Annotated in this window: 14 protein-coding genes; 2 read left to right on the plus strand and 12 right to left on the minus strand. The window is 69.9% G+C overall.

Translation table 11 applies throughout. The features are described 5' to 3' along the window. Positions 1-50: 50 nt before the first annotated feature. Genes uvrC through uvrB form a run of 4 tightly spaced genes read right to left on the minus strand, consistent with a single transcriptional unit; the run spans position 51 to position 8,173 of the window. Entirely contained in the window at positions 51-2,117 is a 2,067-nt protein-coding gene (gene uvrC / locus ITJ59_RS12170) for an excinuclease ABC subunit UvrC (RefSeq protein WP_194651377.1), read from the minus strand. Continuing rightward, positions 2,118-5,144 carry an excinuclease ABC subunit UvrA gene (gene uvrA / locus ITJ59_RS12175; RefSeq protein ID WP_228511459.1) on the minus strand — a complete coding sequence of 1,009 codons (3,027 nt, stop codon included), beginning with the start codon at positions 5,142-5,144 and terminating at the stop codon, positions 2,118-2,120. A gap of 49 nt (positions 5,145-5,193) precedes the next feature. Next, complete coding sequence (locus ITJ59_RS12180; RefSeq protein WP_194651379.1) at positions 5,194-6,111, minus strand: SDR family NAD(P)-dependent oxidoreductase; 918 nt, start codon at positions 6,109-6,111, stop codon at positions 5,194-5,196. Beyond that, positions 6,101-8,173: an excinuclease ABC subunit UvrB gene (gene uvrB / locus ITJ59_RS12185; protein ID WP_323749505.1), complete on the minus strand. Its 2,073-nt coding sequence runs from the start codon at positions 8,171-8,173 to the stop codon at positions 6,101-6,103. Before uvrB ends, ITJ59_RS12180 begins: the two co-directional genes overlap by 11 nt. A gap of 194 nt (positions 8,174-8,367) precedes the next feature. On the opposite strand from uvrB, the gene ITJ59_RS12190 reads away from it, so the two are divergent. After that, a complete protein-coding gene (locus ITJ59_RS12190; protein ID WP_194651382.1) occupies positions 8,368-9,696 on the plus strand; it encodes an MFS transporter in 1,329 nt (442 codons plus the stop codon). A 290-nt stretch (positions 9,697-9,986) separates the two neighbouring features. On the opposite strand, the gene ITJ59_RS12195 is transcribed toward ITJ59_RS12190, so the two are convergent. The 7 genes from ITJ59_RS12195 to polA all read right to left on the minus strand — a co-directional run bounded on the left by ITJ59_RS12195 (position 9,987) and on the right by polA (position 20,498). After that, positions 9,987-11,207: an acyltransferase gene (locus ITJ59_RS12195; protein ID WP_194651384.1), complete on the minus strand. Its 1,221-nt coding sequence runs from the start codon at positions 11,205-11,207 to the stop codon at positions 9,987-9,989. Then, positions 11,204-12,706, minus strand: coding sequence for a class I adenylate-forming enzyme family protein (locus ITJ59_RS12200; protein ID WP_194651385.1), 1,503 nt, complete (start codon positions 12,704-12,706; stop codon positions 11,204-11,206). The genes ITJ59_RS12195 and ITJ59_RS12200 overlap by 4 nt, the downstream gene beginning before the upstream one ends. Positions 12,707-12,728: 22 nt before the next feature. Continuing rightward, positions 12,729-13,808 (minus strand): BPSS1187 family protein, encoded by a 1,080-nt coding sequence (locus ITJ59_RS12205; protein WP_194651387.1) that lies wholly within the window; start codon positions 13,806-13,808, stop codon positions 12,729-12,731. Then, positions 13,805-14,407, minus strand: a complete 603-nt coding sequence (gene coaE / locus ITJ59_RS12210; RefSeq protein ID WP_194651389.1) for a dephospho-CoA kinase — start codon at positions 14,405-14,407, stop codon at positions 13,805-13,807. The genes ITJ59_RS12205 and coaE overlap by 4 nt, the downstream gene beginning before the upstream one ends. A 91-nt stretch (positions 14,408-14,498) precedes the next feature. Continuing rightward, positions 14,499-15,977, minus strand: coding sequence for a 30S ribosomal protein S1 (gene rpsA, locus ITJ59_RS12215; protein ID WP_111083948.1), 1,479 nt, complete (start codon positions 15,975-15,977; stop codon positions 14,499-14,501). A 160-nt stretch (positions 15,978-16,137) separates the two neighbouring features. After that, on the minus strand, positions 16,138-17,817 hold the full coding sequence (locus ITJ59_RS12220) for a DUF885 domain-containing protein (RefSeq protein WP_194651391.1): 1,680 nt from the start codon (positions 17,815-17,817) through the stop codon (positions 16,138-16,140). 38 nt (positions 17,818-17,855) lie between these two features. Next, positions 17,856-20,498, minus strand: coding sequence for a DNA polymerase I (gene polA, locus ITJ59_RS12225; RefSeq protein ID WP_228511460.1), 2,643 nt, complete (start codon positions 20,496-20,498; stop codon positions 17,856-17,858). A gap of 127 nt (positions 20,499-20,625) precedes the next feature. Between polA and ITJ59_RS12230 the strand changes: the two genes are divergently transcribed. Then, entirely contained in the window at positions 20,626-20,994 is a 369-nt protein-coding gene (locus ITJ59_RS12230) for a PaaI family thioesterase (RefSeq protein ID WP_111084165.1), read from the plus strand. 7 nt (positions 20,995-21,001) lie between these two features. On the opposite strand, the gene ITJ59_RS12235 is transcribed toward ITJ59_RS12230, so the two are convergent. Further along, on the minus strand, positions 21,002-21,472 hold the full coding sequence (locus tag ITJ59_RS12235; RefSeq protein ID WP_194651396.1) for a GNAT family N-acetyltransferase: 471 nt from the start codon (positions 21,470-21,472) through the stop codon (positions 21,002-21,004). Positions 21,473-21,554 lie beyond the last annotated feature (82 nt).

Consider the following 21,554-nt stretch of genomic DNA (forward strand, 5'->3'; position numbering starts at 1 on the left):
GCTGCGGCTCCAGGGTATCGCCCGCTTCCCGCCGGGAGGCACGGGTTGCGTCACGACGGCAGCTGCGGACCGTCGTGGGTCACCTCGGGGACCCGCACCGGGCCTCCTGGGACCGGCGCAGCGTCCGTCTCGTCCGCGGGGTCCGTCTCGGCGTCTGGTGCACTCGTCGGGCTGGCCGCGCTCGTGGCCGGTGCGCTCGTCGGGGTCTGCCGCAGCTTCGTGACGACGGCGGCAGCGGTCGCCGGTCCGACGCCGTTGACCTCGCTGATCTCGTCCGCAGTGGCCTCGCGCAGCCGTGCGACGGACCCGAAGTGCTTCAGCAGTGCGTTCACCCGGGACGGCCCGAGCCCGGGGATCTCGGACAGGCGGGACCGGACGTCGCGCTTGCGGCGGGTGCGCTGGTGCGTGATCGCGAACCGGTGCGCTTCGTCACGGATGCGCTGGATGAGGAAGAGCGCCTCGGAGTTGCGCGGCATGATCACCGGGAAGTCGTCGTCGGGCAGCCAGAGTTCTTCGAGCCGCTTCGCGATGCCGACCAGTGCGATGTCCCGCACCCCGGCTTCGTCCAGGGCGCGCTTGGCGGCCTGCACCTGCGGCTGCCCGCCGTCGACGATCAAGAGCTGCGGCCGGTACGCGAACCGCTTCGAGGGCTTCGAGCCTTCGACGACCTCGGCGCTCGTGACGTCGGGGACGTCCGGCAGGTCGGCGTCCTCGTCGAGGCGCGCCAGACGACGCGTGAGCACCTGGTACATGCTGTCGGTGTCGTCGGTGGTCTCGGCGATCGTGTACCGCCGGTACTGGTCCTTGCGGGGCAGGCCGTCCTCGAACACGACCATCGACGCGACGACGTTCGTGCCCTGCAGGTGCGAGATGTCGTAGCACTCCATGCGGAGCGGGGCCTCGGTCATGCCGAGCGCTTCTTGGATGTCGGCGAGTGCCGCCGACCGGGTCGTGTAGTCGGCCGACCGCTTCGTCTTGTAGAGCATGAGGGCCTGGGCGGCGTTCTGCGCGGCCGTGCGGGCGAGTCCGGCCCGGTCGCCGCGCTGGGCGGTGCTGAGCTTGGTGCCGCGTCCGCCCCGACGTTCGCTGAGCCACTGCTGCAGTGCCTCGGCGTCCTCCGGCATTGTCGGCACGACGACCTCGCGCGGGGGTTCCTCGGCGACGGCGGCCGGTGTGAGCTCGTTGTCGGCGTAGACGCCCTGCACGATCTGCTCGACGAGCTCACCGGTCGAGATGTCGAGCTCCTTGTCGACCACCCAACCGCGGACACCGCGGATGCGGCCACCGCGGACGGAGAACAGCTGCACGGCAGCGGCGAGCTCGTCCTCGGCGATGCCGAACAGGTCGATGTCCACGGAGTCGCGGAGCACCACCGCAGACTTCTCCAGCACCGCTTCGAGCGCCTCGACCTGGTCGCGGAACTTCGCGGCCTGCTCGTACTGCATGGCGTCGGCAGAGGCGCCCATGCGCTGGCGCAACTCGGTGATCACGCGGCGGTCGTAGCTGTTCATGAAGCGCACGAACTCCTCGACCAGGGCCCGGTGCTCCTCGATCGAGACCCGCTGGGAGCACGGACCGCCGCACTTGCCGATCTGTCCGGGGAAGCAGGGCTTGCCGGTCTGCATCGCACGCTTGTACGACGAGTCGGAACACGTGCGGATCGGGAACACCTTGATCATCAGGTCGATGGTGTCGTGCACCGCCCAGATCTTCGGGTACGGCCCGAAGTACTTCGCGCCCTTGATCTTCCGGTTCCGCGTGACCATCACCCGTGGGGCCTCGTCCGCCATGGTGATCGCCATGTACGGGTAGGACTTGTCGTCGCGGAACTTGACGTTGAACGGCGGGTCGAACTCCTTGATCCAGGTGTACTCGAGCTGCAACGCCTCGATCTCGGAGCCGACCGTCGTCCACTCGACGCTGCGGGCCGTCAGCACCATCCGTCGGGTGCGTTCGTGCAGCGTGGGCAGCGGTGCGAAGTAGTTGCTCAGCCGGGCGCGGAGGTTCTTCGCCTTGCCGACGTAGAGCACCCGGCCGGACTCGTCACGCCATCGGTAGACACCCGGGTCGGTCGGGATCTCCCCCGCCTTCGGGCGCCACGGGACGGTGTCCGCCACCTACCGCGCACCTGCCTTCTGCTTGCTCTGCTTCTCGGGTGCGGTCGCCTGTCGCGCCTTGACCGCCTGCTGCTTGCCGACCCGGGCGTCCTGCGCATCGAAGATCTCGCGCAGGAACACGCCCGTGAAGCTCTCCGGCACGTCGGCGACGTGCTCCGGGGTGCCGGTGGCGAGCACGGTGCCGCCACCGGCGCCGCCCTCCGGCCCCATGTCGATGACCCAGTCGGCCGACTTGATGACGTCGAGGTTGTGCTCGATCGTGATGACGGTGTTGCCCTTGTCGACCAGGCTCTGCAGCACGATCAGCAGCTTGCGGACGTCCTCGAAGTGCAGACCCGTGGTCGGCTCGTCGAGCACGTAGACGGTCCGGCCGTTCGACCGGCGCTGCAGCTCGGTCGCCAGCTTGACGCGCTGCGCCTCGCCACCGGAGAGCGTGGTCGCGCTCTGGCCGAGTCGGACGTACCCGAGACCCACGTCGACCAGGGTCGCCATGTACCGGTGGATCGCGGAGATCGGCTCGAAGAACTCGGCCGCCTCGCTGATCGGCATGTCCAGGACCTCGGAGATGCTCTTGCCCTTGTAGTGGACCTGGAGCGTCTCGCGGTTGTAGCGCGCGCCACCGCAGACCTCGCACGCGACGTAGACGTCGGGCAGGAAGTTCATCTCGATCTTGATCGTGCCGTCGCCGGAGCAGTTCTCGCAGCGACCGCCCTTGACGTTGAAGCTGAACCGACCGGGCTGGTAGCCGCGGGTCTTCGCTTCCGGGGTCTCCGCGAACAGCTGGCGGATCCGGTCGAACACCCCCGTGTAGGTCGCCGGGTTCGACCGCGGCGTGCGACCGATCGGAGCCTGGTCGACGTGCACGACCTTGTCGAGCTGGTCGAGCCCCTTGACGCGGGTGTGCTTGCCGGCGATGTGGCGGGCGCCGTTGAGCTGGTTCGCGAGCACCTTGTACAGGATGTCGTTGACCAGGGTCGACTTGCCCGAACCGCTCACCCCGGTGACGGCGGTGAACACGCCGAGCGGGAAGTCGGCGTCGATCGTCTTCAGGTTGTTCGCCCGGGCACCCTGCACGCTGATGGTGCGCTTCAGGTTGACCTTGCGGCGCTCGGCGGGGACCTCGATCGCACGACGACCGGCGAGGTAGTCCCCCGTCACCGACTCGCGGTTCGCGATGATGCCCTCGTACGACCCGGAGTGCACGACGTTGCCACCGTTGACGCCGGCCCCGGGGCCGATGTCGACGACCCAGTCGGCGGTGCGGATGGTGTCCTCGTCGTGCTCGACGACGATGAGCGTGTTGCCGAGGTCCTTGAGCTTGACCAGGGTGTCGATGAGGCGCCGGTTGTCGCGCTGGTGCAGCCCGATGCTGGGCTCGTCCAGCACGTACAGCACGCCGGTCAGGCCGGACCCGATCTGCGTCGCGAGACGGATGCGCTGTGCCTCGCCGCCGGAGAGCCCGCCGGCACCACGGGCGAGCGTCAGGTAGTTCAGACCGACCTCGAGCAGGAACTCGAGGCGTGCCCGGATCTCGCGCAGGACCGCCGCGGCGATGTGCGCTTCACGGTCGGTCAGCGTCAGGGTGTCCATGAACGCGTAGGCGTTGTCGAGGGACATGTCGGTGACGTCGGCGATGCTGCGGCCGTCCACCGTCACCCCCAGCACCTCGGGCTTGAGTCGTGTGCCCTCGCAGACCGGGCACGGCACCTCGCGCAGGTAGCCCTGGAACCGCTGGCGCTGGGCGTCCGATTCGGCCTCGGCGAACTTCCGCTCGATGTAGGGCATCACGCCCTCGAACCCGCTGGTGTAGCGCATCTCGCGGCCGAACCGGTTGCGCCAGGACACCGACACCTGGAAGTCCTTGCCGGTCAGGATCGCGGCCTGCACCGACGCGTCGAGCTGGCTCCACGGGGTGTCGAGCGTGAACCCGAGCTCCTTGCCGAGACCGGCGAGGAGCTTCTCGAAGTACGAGTACAGCCCGCTCGTGCCCGTCCACGGCAGCAGGACGCCGTCGCGCAGCGAGGCCTCGGGGTCGCCGAGCACCAGGTCCGGGTCGACGGACATGCGGGTGCCGAGGCCGGAGCACTCGGGGCACGCGCCGAACGGTGCGTTGAACGAGAACGTGCGCGGCTCGATCTCGGTGAGCGCGAGCGGGTGGTTGTTCGGGCACGACAGGTTCTCGGAGTAGGTGCGCACGGCACCGGGTCCGTCGTGGTCGACCAGGTCGATGCCGACCGTGCCACCGGTCAGGCGCAGCGCCGTCTCGAGCGAGTCGGTGAGGCGACCGAGGATGTCGTCGTTCGACACGAGGCGGTCGACGATCACCGAGATGTCGTGCTTGACCTGCTTCTTGAGCTTCGGCGGGTCGCTGAGCTGGATGCGCTCACCGTCCACGATCGCGCGGGCGTACCCGGACGCCGCCAGTTCTTGGAAGAGGTCGACGAACTCGCCCTTCTTCTTCGAGATGACGGGCGCCAGGACCTGGAAGCGCGTGCCGGACTCGAACTCCATGAGCTGGTCGGCGATCTGCTGCACGGTCTGCTTGCTGATGACCTCGCCACAGGTCGGGCAGTGCGGGATCCCGATGCGCGCCCAGAGCAGGCGCATGTAGTCGTAGACCTCGGTGATCGTGCCCACGGTCGACCGCGGGTTGCGGTTCGTCGACTTCTGGTCGATCGACACCGCGGGCGAGAGCCCCTCGATGAAGTCGACGTCGGGCCGGTCGACCTGCCCGAGGAACTGCCGCGCGTACGCGGACAGCGATTCCACGTAGCGACGTTGGCCCTCGGCGAAGATCGTGTCGAAGGCCAGCGACGACTTGCCGGATCCGGACAGGCCGGTGAACACCACGAGGGAGTCACGAGGGATCTCGAGGTCGACGTTCCGGAGGTTGTGCACCCGGGCCCCACGGACGCTGAGCGTCGAGGAACCGGTGGGAACGGTCACACCGGGGAGGTGGGGATCGGTCGGCTCGCCGAAGGCGTTCCGGCCAGGGGTCGCAGTGCCGCGGTCAGAGGTGATTGTCATCGCCGTCGATTCTACGAAAGGGGTCCGACATCCGCCCGCGCGTCGGCGCTCACACGAGTGCGTCGAGAGCGAACGCGACCCCGGAGCGACGCTCGCTGGCGGTCCAGAGCCGTGCTGCGGCGGTCCGGTCGTGGGCGCGCGGTTCGGCGGCGACGACAGCAGCGGGGCCTCGCAGCTGCATCCACCCCGCCGGCCCCCAGTACTCCCCCGAGCGCACTCCGACGCCGACCGCGGCGCGCACGAGCGGTTCGGCCCCGGCGTCCTTGCCCTGGGCGTACAGGCGCTGCGCCGGCCGGGTCCACGCGGGCTCCGGACGGGACGGCGCGACGTCCGGGCGCGACGGCGAGAGTGCGTCGAGTGACAGCCCGGGGTGCGCGACCACGCTGGCGACGGACGAACCCGCATCCGCCAACCGCTGGGCGAGTTCGAAGCCGAACAGCATCACCGCGAGCTTGCTGCGGCCGTACTGCCGGTAGCTGGAGTAGTGGCCGACGCGGAACGGGTCGCCCTGGTCGAGTCGGGCCCACCGGTGCGCGATCGAACCGAGGTGCACGACTCGACCGCTGCGCTGTTCGAGCGACGGCAGGGTCAGCGCCGTCCAGGCGAAGTGCCCGAGGTGGTTCGTGCCGACCTGCAGTTCGGTGCCCTGTGCGGTACGGCTCGGGGTCGAGGCCCCGACGACACCGGCGTTGTTCACGATCGCGTCGACGCCGTCCGGTTCGAGGCCCGCGAGCTCGTCGGCGGCGGCACGGACGGAGTCGAGGTCGGCGAGGTCGAGGTGGACGTGCGCCAACGCCGCATCGGCCACGTGACGGCGGATGCTGCGCTCGGCAGCCGCTGCCCGGTCGTGATCCCGGGTCGCGAGCACGACCCGGTGCCCCGCCGCGGCGAGCTGCTCGGCGGCGTGGTAGCCGAGACCCGCACTCGCGCCGGTGACGACGACCGTGCGTTGCCGGTCAGCTGACATGCCCGGCCGACTCCATCTGGCGCAGCGCCTTCTTCAGGTCCTGTACCTCGTCGCGGAGTCGCGCGGCGAGCTCGAACTTCAGCTCGGCGGCGGCCTGCAGCATCTGCTCGTTCAGGTCCCCGATGGTCGCCTCGAGCTGGGTCGCGCCCTCGCCCGCGATGCCGCCGCGCTTGAGGTTCGGCGTCGGCGAGCGGCGGCCGTCCGACCCGGCACGACCCTGCAGCAGTGCCTTCGTGTCGTCGTTCTCGCGCTGCAGCACCTCGGTGATGTCGGCGATCTTCTTGCGGAGCGGCTGCGGATCGATCCCGCGCTCGAGGTTGTAGGCGACCTGCTTCTCGCGACGACGATCGGTCTCCTCGATCGCGGTCTTCATCGAGTCGGTCATCTTGTCGGCGTACATGAGCACCTGGCCCGACACGTTGCGGGCGGCACGACCGATGGTCTGGATGAGCGACGTCGACGACCGCAGGAAGCCTTCCTTGTCGGCGTCGAGGATGGCCACCAGCGAGACCTCCGGCAGGTCGAGGCCCTCGCGCAGCAGGTTGATGCCGACCAGCACGTCGTACACGCCCTGCCGCAGTTCGGTCAGGAGCTCGACGCGCTTCAGGGTGTCGACGTCGGAGTGCAGGTACCGCACCCGCACGCCGGCGTTGCCGAGGAAGTCGGTGAGCTCTTCGGCCATGCGCTTGGTCAGCGTCGTGACGAGCACGCGTTCGTCCTTGTCGACGCGCTGCTTGATCTCCTCGAGCAGGTCGTCGATCTGGCCGTCGCTCGGCTTCACGACGATCTCGGGGTCGACCAGACCCGTCGGACGGATGATCTGCTCGACGACGCTGTCCGTGATCCCGAGCTCGTACCGGCCGGGGGTCGCCGACAGGAAGACCTTCTGTCCGACCCGGTCGAGGAACTCCTCGAACCGCAGCGGACGGTTGTCGAGTGCACTCGGCAGGCGGAACCCGTGGTCGACCAGCGTGCGCTTGCGCGAGGCGTCGCCCTCGTACATCGCGCCGATCTGCGGCACCGTGACGTGGGACTCGTCGATCACGATGAGGAAGTCGTCGGGGAAGTAGTCGATGAGGCAGTGCGGCGCTTCGCCCGCGACGCGGCCGTCCATGTGCCGCGAGTAGTTCTCGATGCCCGAGCAGAACCCGATCTGCTCCATCATCTCGATGTCGAAGGTCGTGCGCATGCGGAGCCGTTGGGCCTCGAGCAGCTTGCCCTGCCCCTCGAGCTCGGCCAGACGCTCGGCGAGTTCCGCCTTGATGTCGACGATGGCGCGGTGCATGACGTCGGTGTCGGCGACGTAGTGCGACGCCGGGAAGATGGACACGGCCGGCAGGTCGTCGATCACGTTGCCGGTCAGCGGGTGCAGCGACGACAGCGCTTCGACCTCGTCGCCGAACATCTCGATCCGGATGGCGTGCTCTTCGTACATCGGGATGATCTCGATGGTGTCGCCACGGACGCGGAACGTGCCGCGGGCGAAGTCGACGTCGTTGCGCTGGTACTGCATGGAGACGAACTTGCGGACGAGCTGGTCGCGCGAGATCGTCTGCCCGACGTACAGCGCCACCGAGGCGTTCATGTACTGCTCCGGCGTCCCGAGGCCGTAGATGCAGGACACCGTCGAGACGACGACGACGTCACGCCGGCTGAGCAGTGAGTTGGTCGTCGAGTGCCGGAGCCGTTCGACCTCGGCGTTGACCGAGGAGTCCTTCTCGATGAAGGTGTCCGTCTGCGGGACGTAGGCCTCTGGCTGGTAGTAGTCGTAGTACGAGACGAAGTACTCGACCGCGTTGTTCGGCATGAGGCTGCGGAACTCGTTCGCCAGCTGCGCCGCGAGCGTCTTGTTGTGCGCGAGCACGAGCGTCGGCCGCTGCACCTGCTCGATGAGCCACGCGGTGGTCGCCGACTTGCCCGTTCCGGTGGCACCGAGCAGCACGACGTCGGTCTCACCGGCGTTGATGCGTCCGGCGAGTTCGGCGATGGCCGCCGGCTGGTCGCCACTCGGCGTGTACTCGCTGATGACCTCGAACGGGCGTACCGCTCGGGTCGGTTCGATCGCAACACCCATGCCCTCAACGGTAGTCGGCACCCCTGACACCGGCGCACGTGCTCGCCCTCGGCGTATCGTCCCCGCCAAGCACCCTCCAAGTCCGCTGATAAGCAGCGGGCATAGCGTCCGGTTCGTTCAGCAACCCGACCGCTCCGCACGTTCCCGACGAGCCCAGCACGAGCCACACCCGAAGAGGCCTCATGACGACGGCGACCCCCGCCGCACCGACGAAGGGCACGCCGTTCCGCGGTCGCATCCGCGGACGCGTGCTCCTGCTGCTCTGCTGCATGTACGCGATCTCGTACATCGACCGGACGAACATCTCGACGGCGCTGCCGCACATCACCGAGGAGTTCGGCTTCAACGAGGCCACAGCCGGCCTGATCGTGTCCGCGTTCTCGCTGCCGTACGCGCTGCTGCAGGTGTTCGGCGGAACGATCAGCGAGAAGGCCGGACCACGCAAGGCCCTGTTCGTCATCACCGTGGTCTGGGGCATCGCGACCCTGTGGACCGGCTTCGCCGTCGGCTTCTGGACGCTGTTCGCGGCACGGGCACTCCTCGGGCTCAGCGAGGCGGCGGCGTTCCCGACCGCGACCCAGGCGATGACCCGCTGGATCCCGCGCGACCGCAACGGCTTCGCGCAGGGCGTCGTGCACTCCGCGGCCCGGCTCGGCAACGCCCTGGCCCCGCTCCTCGTCGCCTGGGTGATCGGCTCGACGGGCAGCTGGCGGTGGGCGTTCTTCGCGACGGCGGTCCTGTCCTTCGTGTGGGGCATCGTCTGGTTCGTCTGGTTCCGGGACAAGCCCGAGTCGACGACGGGCATCACGCGGGTCGAGATCGACGAGCTGCCGCCGGTCGAGACGCGCGCCACCCGCCCACCGGTGCCGTGGCGCCAGATGGCGCGCCAGATCCTGCCGGTGACGTTCGTCGACTTCGGCTACGGCTGGACCCTTTGGGTGTTCCTCACCTGGTTGCCGACCTTCCTCAGCTCGACGTACGGGCTCGAGATCGCTGACTTCGCTCTCTTCACCACGCTCATCCTGCTCGCCGGCGTGGTCGGGGACACCGTCGGCGGCATGCTGAGCGACCGGATCATCCACCGCGGCGGCAACACCCGGAACGCTCGCAGGACCGTCCTGGTGATCGGACTCGGCGGCTCGTTGGTCTGCCTCATCCCGCTCGTCATCGGGCAGGGCCTGCTCGTCGCGACGATCTCGCTCGCGCTGTCGTTCTTCTTCCTGGAGCTCTGCAACGCGAACCTCTGGGCGATCCCGATGGACGTCGCCCCGCAGTGGTCCGGTACCGCTTCGGGGTTCATGAACACCGGCTTCGGCATCGCGGGCGTGGTCTCCCCCATCGTCTTCGGCCTGCTCATCGACGCGTCCGGCTGGCAGCTGCCGTTCGCACTGTCGTGCGTGCTGCTCGGCGCCGCCGCGGTCGTCGCGTGGTTCATGAAGCCGCAGCGGCTCACCTCGACGAACGGCGTCCTCGAGGTCGGGACACCCGCGGCCGAGCAGCGCGCCGCCTGACCCGCGACGCGCGCCGTCAGCGGCACGCCGTGCCGAATCGGGCGTACCTGGTCGAGAGGAACGACCAGGTACGCCCGATTCCGCTGTCCGCAACGGGACCCGCCGGGCGTGCGCGCGGCCCTGGTGGTCCCCACCCGCCGGACGGGAGGCACGTGCCCAGGCCGACCCGCGCCTCCCGTCCGCCGCGCAGCGCGTCCACCGCCGCGCACAGCATCCGCCGCCGCGCACAGCGAGCAGGAACGGGCGTCCCTGGTCGGGAGAACCGACCAGGGACGCCCGGAACGCGCGGGTCAGCGCTGCGGGCTGCGCGCCCGACGCCGGCCGCGGGACGCGAGCGACGGCCGGCCGGTGAGCGGCACGCTCAGCGGGGTCCACCGGAACGCCTCGGTGACCGCCACGGACAGCACCACCACGAGCAGGTACGTCACGAGCGTCAGCCACGGACGCGGCACCACGGCCTCGAGCCAGCTGTCGCCGTACAGCAGGATCCAGATCAGGAACGGATGGCTCAGGAAGATCCCGAACGACCGGTCCGAGGCATAGTCGACGAAGCGCGCGACCGGGCTGCCGGGGCGCCGACGGTCCGCCCAGCGCGCTCCGATCGCCAGGAAGCCGACGAACACCGCGGTGCTCCAGACGGCCTCGATCGGTTGCAGCGGTGTCCCGGCGGCGTAGAGCGACTGGCCGAGGGCCACCTGGAGGGCCCAGACGCCGAGCGTCAGCGCGCCGACGCCAGCGAAGGCCCAGAGCACGGCGCGACGGTGCACCCGGATGAACCGGAGGAACGCGTCGGCGTGGTCGGCGGCGATCGCCCCGGAGACGATGAAGAACACGTACGAGAAGAAGAACTGCTTCTGGTAGCCGTGCAACCAGGCGTCGCTCGCCGGGAAGTACTTGTACCCGGCGAACACCACGAGCTGCACGACGAGCGCCACGACGAGCGCCGTGACGTGGTGCCCGCGGGTCTTCCGGACCAGCCACACGATGACCGGCAACAGCAGGTACACCTGCATCGTCACGAGCAGGAAGTACAGGTGGTACTTCGACGTCCCGGTGGCGATGCCGGTGGCGAGCGTCCGGACGAGATCGGGCACGTCGCCGCGTCGCGTGGCGCTGAGGAGCCACTCCGAGCCCACGTACACGAACGACCACGCCAGGTACGGCACACCGACGAGCAGGAACCGCTTCGGCCAGAACTGCGCCATCGGCCGCGGTCGCAGCGTGTAGCTGTAGACGAGCACGAAGGCGGTCAGCGAGAAGAAGACGAGCCGGGTGAAGTGCAGCAGCGCGAGCAGCGCGTTGAGCCCGACGTCGTCGGACGCGGCGGTGTGGCTGGTGGTGTGGACGCCGATCACGCAGGCGAACGTCAGGATCCGGAGGACGTCGACCTCGTACAGGTGGCGCGGCTTGCCTTCGGCCGTTCGGGTCGGGGTCTGGACGTGTGGCTGCTGCGGCTGGCCCTGTGGCTGCGGCTGGGCCTGCGACTTCGACTTCGACTGCGCACCGGTCACGACGGCTGCGCCATCGTCCGGACCTTCGCACGCTGCACCTTGCCGGTGGGCGCCCGCGGCAGGTCGGGCACGACGACGATCTCGACCGGGCGGCGGAACCGGGTCAGGTGGGCCTCGGCACGCGCGGTGAGGTCGGCGACGACCGTGCCGGGGTCGGGGTCCCGGTCGCCGTCCGACTGCAGGATCACGTAGGCGATCGGCACCGCGCCGAGCACGTCGTGCGGACGCCCGACCACCACCGCCTCGAGCACGCGGGGATCGCCGAGCAGTACGTCCTCGACCTCGGCCGGGTACACCTTCTCGCCACCGCGGTTGATGACGTCGTCGGACCGCCCGGCCAGCGACACCCAGCCGTCCGGGGACACGGACCCGAGGTCCCCGGTGCGCAGCCAACCGTCGGCGTCGAACCGCTCGGATGCCCGGCCGAACAGGTACCGGTCGACGATGCCTGGGCCTCGGACCCACAGCGCACCGATCGCGTCAGCCGGCAGGGGCGTGTCGTCCTCGTCGCGGACCTGGACCTCGGAGCCGACCGGCACACCGACGGAACCAGGCCGCGCGGGTGCACCGAGCGGCGTGGCCGTGATCTGCGATGCGCCCTCGGTCATGCCCCAACTGACGACGAGCGGCACGTTGCCGAGTGCCGCTCGAACGGGTTCGGGGAGCGGTGCGGAGGCACTCCGCACGAAGCGGAGCCCGTCCGGGAACGCGAGCGGTCCGGTCTTGGACAGCACCGCCAAGATCGCCGGCACCGCGTTCAGCCAGGTGATGCGCCGCTCGGCGAGCATCTCCCAGAACCCCGTCCGCCGGAAGCGCGGATCGAGTACCAGCGTCGCCCCGGCGACGAGCGTCGCCAGCAGGCCGACGACCTCGGCGTTGACGTGGAACAACGGCAACGAGTTGAACCCGCGATCGCGCTCGGTCAGCCCGTTGTGCTCTGCGACCGCCCGTGCCACGACGAGCAACTGCGACTCCGGCAACTCGACGCCCTTCGGCGCGCCGGTCGACCCGGACGTGAACAGCACCACGGATCCCTCGCCCGGTGCGTCCGGGCTCTCCGCGGGCACGTCGCCATCGCGGACGGCGGCCGGGAGGAACGTGGTCGCGTCGATCCCGCAGGCCGGCGCCCCGGGGACGGTCCCGTCCACGGCACGGTCCGACACCACGATCGAGGCCCCGCCGATCAGGTCGGCGAGACGGGCCGGCTCGGTCGCCGGCTGTCCGGTGTCCACCGGGACGGCACGGCGACCGGTCGCCACGGCGGTCAGGTGCACCACGGCGAACGCGAGGGGGTCGCCGACGTCGACCAGGACCGCGCCGGACGCCGGGACGCCGATCGCGTCGAACGTCGCGGACCAGGCGGTCACCGCGTCCTCGAGGCCCCGGTACGTCAGGACCCGCGCGGAACGGGCGTCCTCCAGGTACGGGCGCTCCGGACTCCCCGCCGCACGGGCACGGACGAGCGAGCGCAGGTCGGGTTCTCGGTCGAGGGGCTGCACCAGCAGAGGCTATTGCTCGTGGCTATGAGCCGTCAGGGGGAACGGTGCCGGCTGACGGTGCAGCGCCCTCGGTCGGGAACCGGTGCAGCATCCACTGCCAGATCGCCGTCATCCGCGCCTTCCCGTCCGCGCCGAGCGGCGTCGAGTCCTTGATGATGAGCGAGTGCGCCTTCCCCCGCCCCCGGACGTCGGTCAGGATCGCGTGCGGGTCGGCGCCGACGGGCGGTGGGTCGGTGTCCGTGCGGAACGGACCGGTCGTGCCGTCGAGTCCGAGGACCCGCCACGAGCCGGTGATCCGCGGGCCGAAGGCGTCGCGGACGTCGTCGACGGCGTACATCCGCGCGACGGGCGTCTGGCCGGGTCGATCCATCCAGGCCGCGTGCGACGGTCCCCGCGACTCGACGGGCGACGAGAACATCAGCGCCCCGCGGACGGACCGGATGTGCGCGATGTACGCCGCCTCGCCACCGCCCTGGGAGTGTCCGGCCACCACGATGTCCTGCCAGGCGATGTCGTCGTCACCCTGCACGAACCGGCCCCACCCGCCGTCGGGGTCGTGGTCGTCGAGGTAGGCCACCGCGTCGCGGAAGCGCGACACGATCGACCCGGCGGGCGTCACCGAACTGAACTGGGACTGGCGGGTGCCGTCGAACCGGTTGCGCTGGACCATGCCGTAGCAGCGGGCGTCGGCCTCGCACGTGCCGGACAGGGTCCGGCCGAGGTTCCAGTAGTCCAACCCGAGCACGTGGTACCCGTCCGCGAGGGCCTGACCGAGGAAGCGCTGGTAGTCCGCCGGTCGGGATCGTGTGGCGGGCAGGAACAGCAGGAGCGGTCCGTCGACGGAAGTGCGAGCCGCGAAGTCGTCGCGGTTCGGGGTGAGCCGTTCGCCGCCCACGGTGCCGAGCCGGAAGCGGTGGAACTCCCCCGCAGGTCCGCGGTCATCGCCCGACGGTGCCTCGTCGGCGTGCGAGCGATCGGTCGTCGGCGTCCGTCCCTCGTCCTCGATGCGCTGCGCCCCGAGCAGGTTCGCTGCGACCAGTGCGCCGCCACCGATCGCGACGAGGACGATCGCGGCGAGGACGAGCAGCAGACGGTGCTTCACGAGGTGATCCGCGACCACACCTCGTCGGCCGAACGGAGGGTCTGCGCGAGCGTGCCCGTCGCGTCGACGACGTGGTCGGCGAGGGCGAGACGGTCGGCGTCGCTCGCCTGCGCGGCGACCCGGCGTTCAGCGTCGTCGCGGGCCATGCCGCGGTGCTCGACGAGTCGTTCGATGCGCTGGGCCGCCGGGGCGTCGACGACGACGACCGCGTCGAACCGGATCGGGCGGGAGCCACGGGCCTCGGCCAGCAGCGGCACGTCGTACACGACCATCGCGTCGGGGTCGGCGGCGCCGGCTTCGTCGAAGGCGCGCTGCGCGAGCCGCCAGACCTCGGGGTGCGTGATCGCCTCGAGGTCCTTCCGGGCAGCCGGGTCCGAGAACACGATCGCTCCGAGCGCCGCCCGGTCGAGCGAGCCGTCGGCCGCGATCACCGAGGAGCCGAACCGCTCGGCGACCTGCGCGAGCCCGGGGCTGCCGGGTGCGACGGCGTCCCGCGCCAACCGGTCGGCATCGACGACGATGCCGCCGTGCTCCGCCCAACGCTTGGAGACCGTCGACTTGCCCGCGGCGATGCCGCCCGTGAGACCGATGATGCGCACGGCGACAGGCTAACGACCCGCAGCGTGGAAACGCCGAAAGCCCGGCACCCCCTGGGGGATGCCGGGCTTCCGGTCAGTGCGACTCGCTCGATCAGTTGGTCGAGCTGAGCTTCTCGCGGAGCGCCGCCAGCGAAGCGTCGTCGGCGAGGGGGCTTGCGCCACCGGTCTCGCTCGAGAACGACGACGAAGAGGAAGCGGACGACGTCGATGCGCCGGCCGGGAGGTCGAAGCCACCCTTTTCCTCGTCGGCGATGGTCTTCGCGACCTGCGCCTTGTGGGCTTCCCAACGACCCTGGGCGGCCGCGTACTGGCCCTCCCACTCGGTGCGCTGGGTGTCGTAGCCCTCAAGCCACTCGTTCGTCTCCGGGTCGAAGCCGTCCGGGTACTTGTAGTCACCCTTGTCGTCGTACTCGGTCGGCATGCCGTAGAGCGCCGGGTCGAACTCGGTGCCCTCGGGGTCCACGCCCTCGTTCGCCTGCTTGAGGCTGAGCGAGATGCGGCGACGGTCGAGGTCGATGTCGATGATCTTGACGAAGACCTCGTCGTTGACCGAGACGACCTGCTCGGCGAGCTCCACGTGCTTGTTCGAGAGCTCGGAGATGTGCACCAGACCCTCGATGCCGTCGGCAACGCGGACGAAGGCACCGAACGGGACGAGCTTCGTGACCTTGCCCGGTGCGATCTGACCGATCGCGTGGGTACGGGCGAAGACCTGCCACGGGTCCTCCTGCGTCGCCTTGAGCGAGAGCGACACGCGCTCGCGGTCCAGGTCGACCTCGAGGATCTCGACGGTGACTTCCTGACCGACCTCGACGACCTCGCTGGCGTGCTCGATGTGCTTCCAGCTGAGCTCGGAGACGTGGACGAGACCGTCGACGCCACCGAGGTCCACGAACGCACCGAAGTTGACGATCGAGGACACGATGCCCTTGCGGACCTGGCCCTTGTGCAGGTTGTTGAGGAACGTGGTCCGGGACTCGGACTGCGTCTGCTCGAGGAGCGCACGGCGCGACAGGACCACGTTGTTGCGGTTCTTGTCGAGCTCGAGGATCTTCGCCTCGATCTCCTGGCCGAGGTACGGCGTGAGGTCGCGGACGCGACGGAGCTCGATGAGCGAGGCGGGGAGGAAGCCGCGGAGACCGATGTCGACGATCAGGCCGCCCTTGACGACCTCGATGACCGTGCCGGTCACGACGCCGTCGGACTCCTTGATCTTCTCGACGTCGCCCCATGCGCGCTCGTACTGCGCACGCTTCTTCGACAGGATGAGGCGGCCTTCCTTGTCCTCCTTCTGGAGAACCAGGGCCTCGACCTCGTCGCCGACCTTGACGACCTCGTTGGGGTCGACGTCGTGCTTGATCGAGAGCTCGCGCGAGGGGATGACGCCCTCGGTCTTGTAACCGACGTCGAGGAGGACCTCGTCGCGGTCGATCTTCACGACGGTGCCGGAGATGAGATCACCGTCGTTGAAGAACTTCAGGGTCTTCTCGACCTCGGCCAGGAAGTCATCAGCCGAACCGATGTCGTTGATGGCGACCTGCTTAGGAGCCTTGGTCGTAGTGGTTGTCATGTAGAGATTGCTCCGAACGGACATGAGTCGGGCCGTGGCGTGCGGGGGGTCGAGACCCCCGTGGTGCTCCGCCGTGGCGATTGATTGAGTGGCGCGGATTGCGCCGCACAAGTCTAACCGCACCGGCCGAGCCCTCACAACCGGGCGTGTCGCCGGCGCGTCAGCCGAGCAGGGCGCTCCGCAGGGTGTCCAGACCGATGCTGCCGAGGGACAGTGCGCGGCGGTGGAACGCCTTGAGGTCGAAGGCCGCACCCTCGCGGGCGGCGACCTCGTCGCGGATCGACTCCCACACCCGCTGCCCGACCTTGTACGACGGTGCCTGCCCGGGCCACCCGAAGTACCGCGCGACCTCGAACTGCACGAACGCGTCGTCCATGTTCACGTTCTCGCGCATGAAGTCGAGGGCGTACTCCCACGTCCAGCCGCCGCCGTCCGGGTTCGTCTTCTGCAGGTGCACGCCGATGTCGAGCACCACGCGCGCGGCTCGCATGCGCTGCCCGTCGAGCATGCCCAGACGGTCACCGTCGTCGTCGAGGAACCCGAGCTGTTCCATCAGGCGCTCGGCGTAGAGCGCCCACCCCTCGACGTGCCCGGAGGACCCGGAGAGCTGGCGCCGCCACGTGTTCAGCTCGCCGCGGTTGTAGACGCCCTGGCTGATCTGCAGGTGGTGGCCGGGGACACCCTCGTGGTACACCGTGGTCTTCTCGCGCCAGGTGCCGAACTCGGTGACCCCCTCGGGCACCGACCACCACATCCGGCCCGCGCGGGAGAAGTCGTCGGACGGGCCGCTGTAGTAGATCCCGCCCTCTTGCGTCGGGGCGATGCGGCACTCCAGGCGGCGGATCGGATCCGGGATGTCGAAGTACGTGCCGGCCATCGCGGCGACCGAGGCGTCGCTCGTCTCCTGCATCCACCGCTGCAGGGCTTCGGTGCCGTGCAGGATCCGTGCCGGGTCGGTGTCGAGGACCTCGATGGCGCGGGCGACGCTGGCGCCCGGCTCGATCCGGTCGGCGATGCGCTCCTGCTCGTCGCGCATGCGGGCGAGTTCCTCGAGGCCCCACTCGTACGTCTCGTCGAGGTCGACCACGGCGCCGAGGAACCGACGGGAGTGCAGCTCGTACGCGTCGCGGCCGACGGCGTCGACCGGGGTGGCGAGCGGGAGCAGCTCGTGTTCGAGGAACTGCCCGAGGCTGCGGTAGGCGGCCGAGGCGACCTCGGCCCCGCGGCTCAGGTCAGCGCGGAGCGAGTCCGGCACCGCGGACCCGTCATCGAGGGCGGCACCCTCGGCGAGCCGGCGGAAGAACCCGTCCTCGGCACCGTTGCGGGCGGCCTGCTCCGCCACCAGGGCGACCTGCCGCTTCGCCGGGGTGACGTCGTCGCGCGTGCCCTGGAGCAGGGTCTCGCGGATGCCCTCGAGCGCGTCCGGCAGCGCGTGCAGTCGGCTGGCCACGTCCTGCCAGTCGGCCTCGGTCGCGGTCGGCATCAGGTCGATGATCTCGCGGACGGACTGCGTCGGGCTCGCGATCACGTTGAGGTCGCGGAGGTGCAGCCCACGGTCGTACGACTCCTGCACCAGGTCGAGCTCCGCGCCGAGGTCCGCCTTCGTGACATCGTCGACGGGGTCCACGGCCGCGGCGGCGTCGAGCGCACGCTTGGCGGCCCGCGCCGCGTCTGCCAGGGCTGCGGCCCCGGCCGGCGAGGTGTCGCCGTACTCCCCCGTCCGACCCGGCACACCGATGTACGTGGCGGTCGTCGGGTCGAGGTCGACGAGGGTCGTGACCCACCCCTCGGCGACGTGGTCGACGGCGGTCTGCTGGCGGACGGGACGCTCTTCGCTCATGGTCCGACCCTATCCACCACGACCGGACGGCACGCGGGTCAGTGCGCCGCGCTCTCCCAGTTCGCGCCGACGCCGACCGAGACGTCGAGCGGCACGGTGAGCTCGGCGGCGTTGCCCATCCGGGTGCGCAGGATCTCCTCGACCCGCTCCTGCTCGCCGGGTGCGACCTCGAGGATGAGCTCGTCGTGCACCTGCAGCAGCAGGTGCGACCCGAGTCCGCCGTCGCGCAGGTCGTCGGCGACGCCGAGCATCGCGATCTTCATGATGTCGGCAGCCGAGCCCTGGATCGGGGCGTTCAGGGCAGCACGCTCGGCGTTCTCGCGCAGCACGCGGTTCGGGCTCTTCAGGTCGGGGAACGGACGACGACGGCCGAAGATCGTCTCGGTGTAGCCGTCTTCGCGGGCCTGCTCCACGACGTTGCGCAGGTAGTCGCGCACCGCGCCGAACCGGGCGAAGTACTCGGTCATGAGCGTCCGGGCCTCGGACTGCTCGATGCGGAGCTGCTTCGAGAGCCCGAACGCGCTCAGCCCGTACGCCAGGCCGTACGACATCGCCTTGACCTTGGTGCGCATCTCGGCGGAGACCGCTGCCGGCTCGACGCCGAACACCCGGGCGCCGACGAAGCGGTGCAGGTCCTCGCCTTCGTTGAAGGCCTGGATCAGTCCGGGGTCGCCGGACAGGTGCGCCATGATGCGCATCTCGATCTGCGAGTAGTCGGCCGTGATGAGCGTCGTGTACGGCTCGGCCACGGCGAACGCGGACCGGACCCGGCGGCCGACCGCGGTCTTCACGGGGATGTTCTGCAGGTTCGGGTCGGTCGACGAGATGCGCCCGGTGCTGCTGCCCGTCTGCTCGTACCGGGTGTGGATGCGCCCGTCGACGATCGCCGCGTCGAGCGTGTCGACGATCTGCCGGAGCTTCGTGGCGTCGCGGTGCTGCAGCAGCAGGCCGAGGAACGGGTGCGGGTGCTGCTCCTGCAGGTCGGTGAGGCTGGCGGCGTCGGTCGAGAACCCGGTCTTCGTCTTGCGGGTCTTCGGCATCGCGAGCTCGGTGAAGAGCACTTCCTGCAGCTGCTTCGGGGACCCGAGGTTCACCTCGTGCCCGATCTCGGCGAAGGCCTGCTGCGCGAGGTCGGCGGCGCGCTCGCCCAGTTCCTTCGACAGGCCGGTGAGCACCGGGCGGTCGATGCCGACGCCGATGGTCTCCATGCCCGCGAGCACCGACACCAACGGCAGCTCGATGTCGTCGAGGACCTTGAGCGACGACTCGTCGATCCGGGCGCGGAGCGCGGTGGTGACCCGGAGGACGAACCACGCGTGCACGCCGACGTTCACCGGGTCGGTCTCCGGCACGAGCTGGTTCGGGTCGGCCGTCGGGAGCTCTTCGCCGAGCTCCTGGTAGACGAGGTCGGTCAACGGCTGCCCCTGCTTGCCCGGCTGCGCGAGCCACCCCATGATGCGGGCGTCGCCGGCGATGCCGTTCACGACGAAGCCGGCGGTCGCGAGCGCCTTGATCGCGGCCTTGGCGTCGTGGAAGTGCTTCGGGGCGTCGGAGGCGAACCACGCCGACAGCTGCTCGTAGTCCTTCGCGCCGCTGCCGCCTGGCACCTGGACGGCGTCGTCGTGGGTCGCGATGCCGATGGTGCTGAGCCGGCCGTCGATGAGCTCGACGGCGACGCCGTAGCCGTTCGCCGCCTCGGACGCGTTGCGGCGCTCGAGCCAGTAGCCGAGCTCTTCGTCGATCAGGGTCTTCACCGACGGTGGGGTCGCGGCACCGTCCGTCACGCCACCCTCGGCCGGCTGCTCGGACGGTTCGCCGGAGCCGGCGACCTTGAAGACCCGGTCGAGCAGGGTGCGGAACTGCAGCTTGGCGAAGAGCTCGCGCACGGCGGTCTCGTCGAAGGGCCGGAGTGCGACGTCGGCCGGGCCGACGGGCAGTTCGACGTCGGTGACCAGACGGTTCAACCGACGGTTGCGGACCGCGCGGTCCTGCTGCTCGCGCAGGTTGTTGCCGACGACGCCCTTGATCTCGTCGGCGTGTTCGAGGACCCCCTCGAGCGAGCCGTACTGGGTGACCCACTTGACCGCGGTCTTCTCGCCGACCTTGTCGATGCCGATCAGGTTGTCGCTGGTCTCGCCGACGAGCGCGGCGATGTCGGGGTACTGGTGCGGCTCGATGCCGTAGCGCTCGTAGACCTTGTCGCGGTCGTAGCGGGTGAGCTCGGACACACCGCGGACCGACGGGTACAGCAGCGTGACGTCGTCGTTGACGAGCTGGATGGCATCGCGGTCACCGGAGACGACGTAGACCTGGTACCCCTGCGCGGCACCCTGCGACGACAGGGTCGCGAGGATGTCGTCGGCCTCGTAGTCCTCCTTCGTCACCGTGGTGATGCCCATCGCCTCGAGCGCCTGCTGCAGCAGTGGGATCTGGCCCTTGAACTCGACCGGGGTCTCGGAGCGGGTGCCCTTGTACGCCTCGTACTCACGGGTGCGGAACGAGAACCGGGAGATGTCGAACGCCACCGCCAGGTGGGTCGGCTTCTCGCGCTGCAGCAGCATGAGCAGCATCGAGATGAAGCCGTGGATGGCGTTGGTGTGCTGGCCGTCCCGGTTCACGAAACTGTCGACCGGCAGGGCGTAGAAGGCCCGGAAGGCGAGCGAGTGGCCGTCGATGACCATGAGGGTAGGCTTTGCGGAGTCCGACACCCGGACAGCCTACCGACGCCATCCGACACGGGAGTTCGAGCGCGTGACCGACGAAGCGACCATCACCGGGGGCGTCGACGACCGCCTCGCTGCCCGCGGCATGGGCGAGCTCGCCGACAAGATGGGCATGGTCATCACCGAGATGTCGGCCGACCGCGCCGTCGGCAGCATCCCGGTCGAGGGCAACCGACAACCGGTCGGCCTGCTGCACGGCGGCGCCTACGTGGTGCTCGCCGAGAGCCTGGGGTCGATGGCCGCGAACGTGCACGCCGGCGAGGGCCGCTACGCCGTCGGCATCGAGCTCAACGCCTCGCACACGCGGAGCGCCACGTCGGGCACCGTGACCGGTGTCTGTACCGCGATCCACCTCGGCAACACGCTCACCACGCACGAGATCGTGCTCACCGACGACCAGGGGCGCCGCTGCTCCACCGTCCGCATCACCAACCTCATCCGCGAGGCGCGCTGAACCCTCGTCAGTCCTCGGGCGGACGCTGCAGCAGGAGTCGTGCGTCGCCGAAGCCGAGCCGTCGGTAGAGCCGCTCCCCGTCGACGCTCGAGTGCACCGAGGTCCGTTCGACACCGAGGTCGTCGGCGATCTCGAGCAGCGCGGTCACGAGTCGTCCGGCGACGCCGAGCCCACGCAGGTCCGGGTGCACGTAGACGGTCTGCACGTCCGCGGTCAGGCGTCGCCCCGGCCGGTCCGGTGTGGGCGGGCGTGCGACCAGCCCCAGCCAGGCCATGCCGAGCACCGCGCCGTCGCGCTCCGCGACCACGCATCGGTGCGTGTCCGGGTGCGCGGCGGCGAAGGCGGTCATGGCTGCGCGGTACTCGTCCGGCGTCGCGGCCGGCTCGGCGCCGCCCTCGCCGACGCTCCACCGCCACCGCAGGTCGGCCACCGCTGGCATGTCCTCAGGCCGGGAGGCCCGGATCACCACGTCGTCCACGGCTCCAGCCTGCCAGGTGGTCGCCTCCACCGCCCCACGCACCAGGGAACGCAGAAGCGCCGCCGGACCAGGGTCCGACGGC

Origin of the sequence: Curtobacterium sp. VKM Ac-1393 (assembly GCF_015350995.1) — a bacterium.
Classification (GTDB): Bacteria; Actinomycetota; Actinomycetes; order Actinomycetales; family Microbacteriaceae; genus Curtobacterium.

Excerpts from the sequence above, each read along its gene's own strand:
- uvrA (WP_228511459.1), bottom strand. The coding sequence starts at position 5,144 with ATGACAATCACCTCTGACCGCGGCACTGCGACCCCTGGCCGGAACGCC.
- ITJ59_RS12180 (WP_194651379.1), bottom strand. The coding sequence starts at position 6,111 with ATGTCAGCTGACCGGCAACGCACGGTCGTCGTCACCGGCGCGAGTGCG.
- ITJ59_RS12190 (WP_194651382.1), top strand. The coding sequence starts at position 8,368 with ATGACGACGGCGACCCCCGCCGCACCGACGAAGGGCACGCCGTTCCGC.
- rpsA (WP_111083948.1), bottom strand. The coding sequence starts at position 15,977 with ATGACAACCACTACGACCAAGGCTCCTAAGCAGGTCGCCATCAACGAC.
- ITJ59_RS12220 (WP_194651391.1), bottom strand. The coding sequence starts at position 17,817 with ATGAGCGAAGAGCGTCCCGTCCGCCAGCAGACCGCCGTCGACCACGTC.
- polA (WP_228511460.1), bottom strand. The coding sequence starts at position 20,498 with ATGGTCATCGACGGCCACTCGCTCGCCTTCCGGGCCTTCTACGCCCTG.
- ITJ59_RS12230 (WP_111084165.1), top strand. The coding sequence starts at position 20,626 with ATGGGCGAGCTCGCCGACAAGATGGGCATGGTCATCACCGAGATGTCG.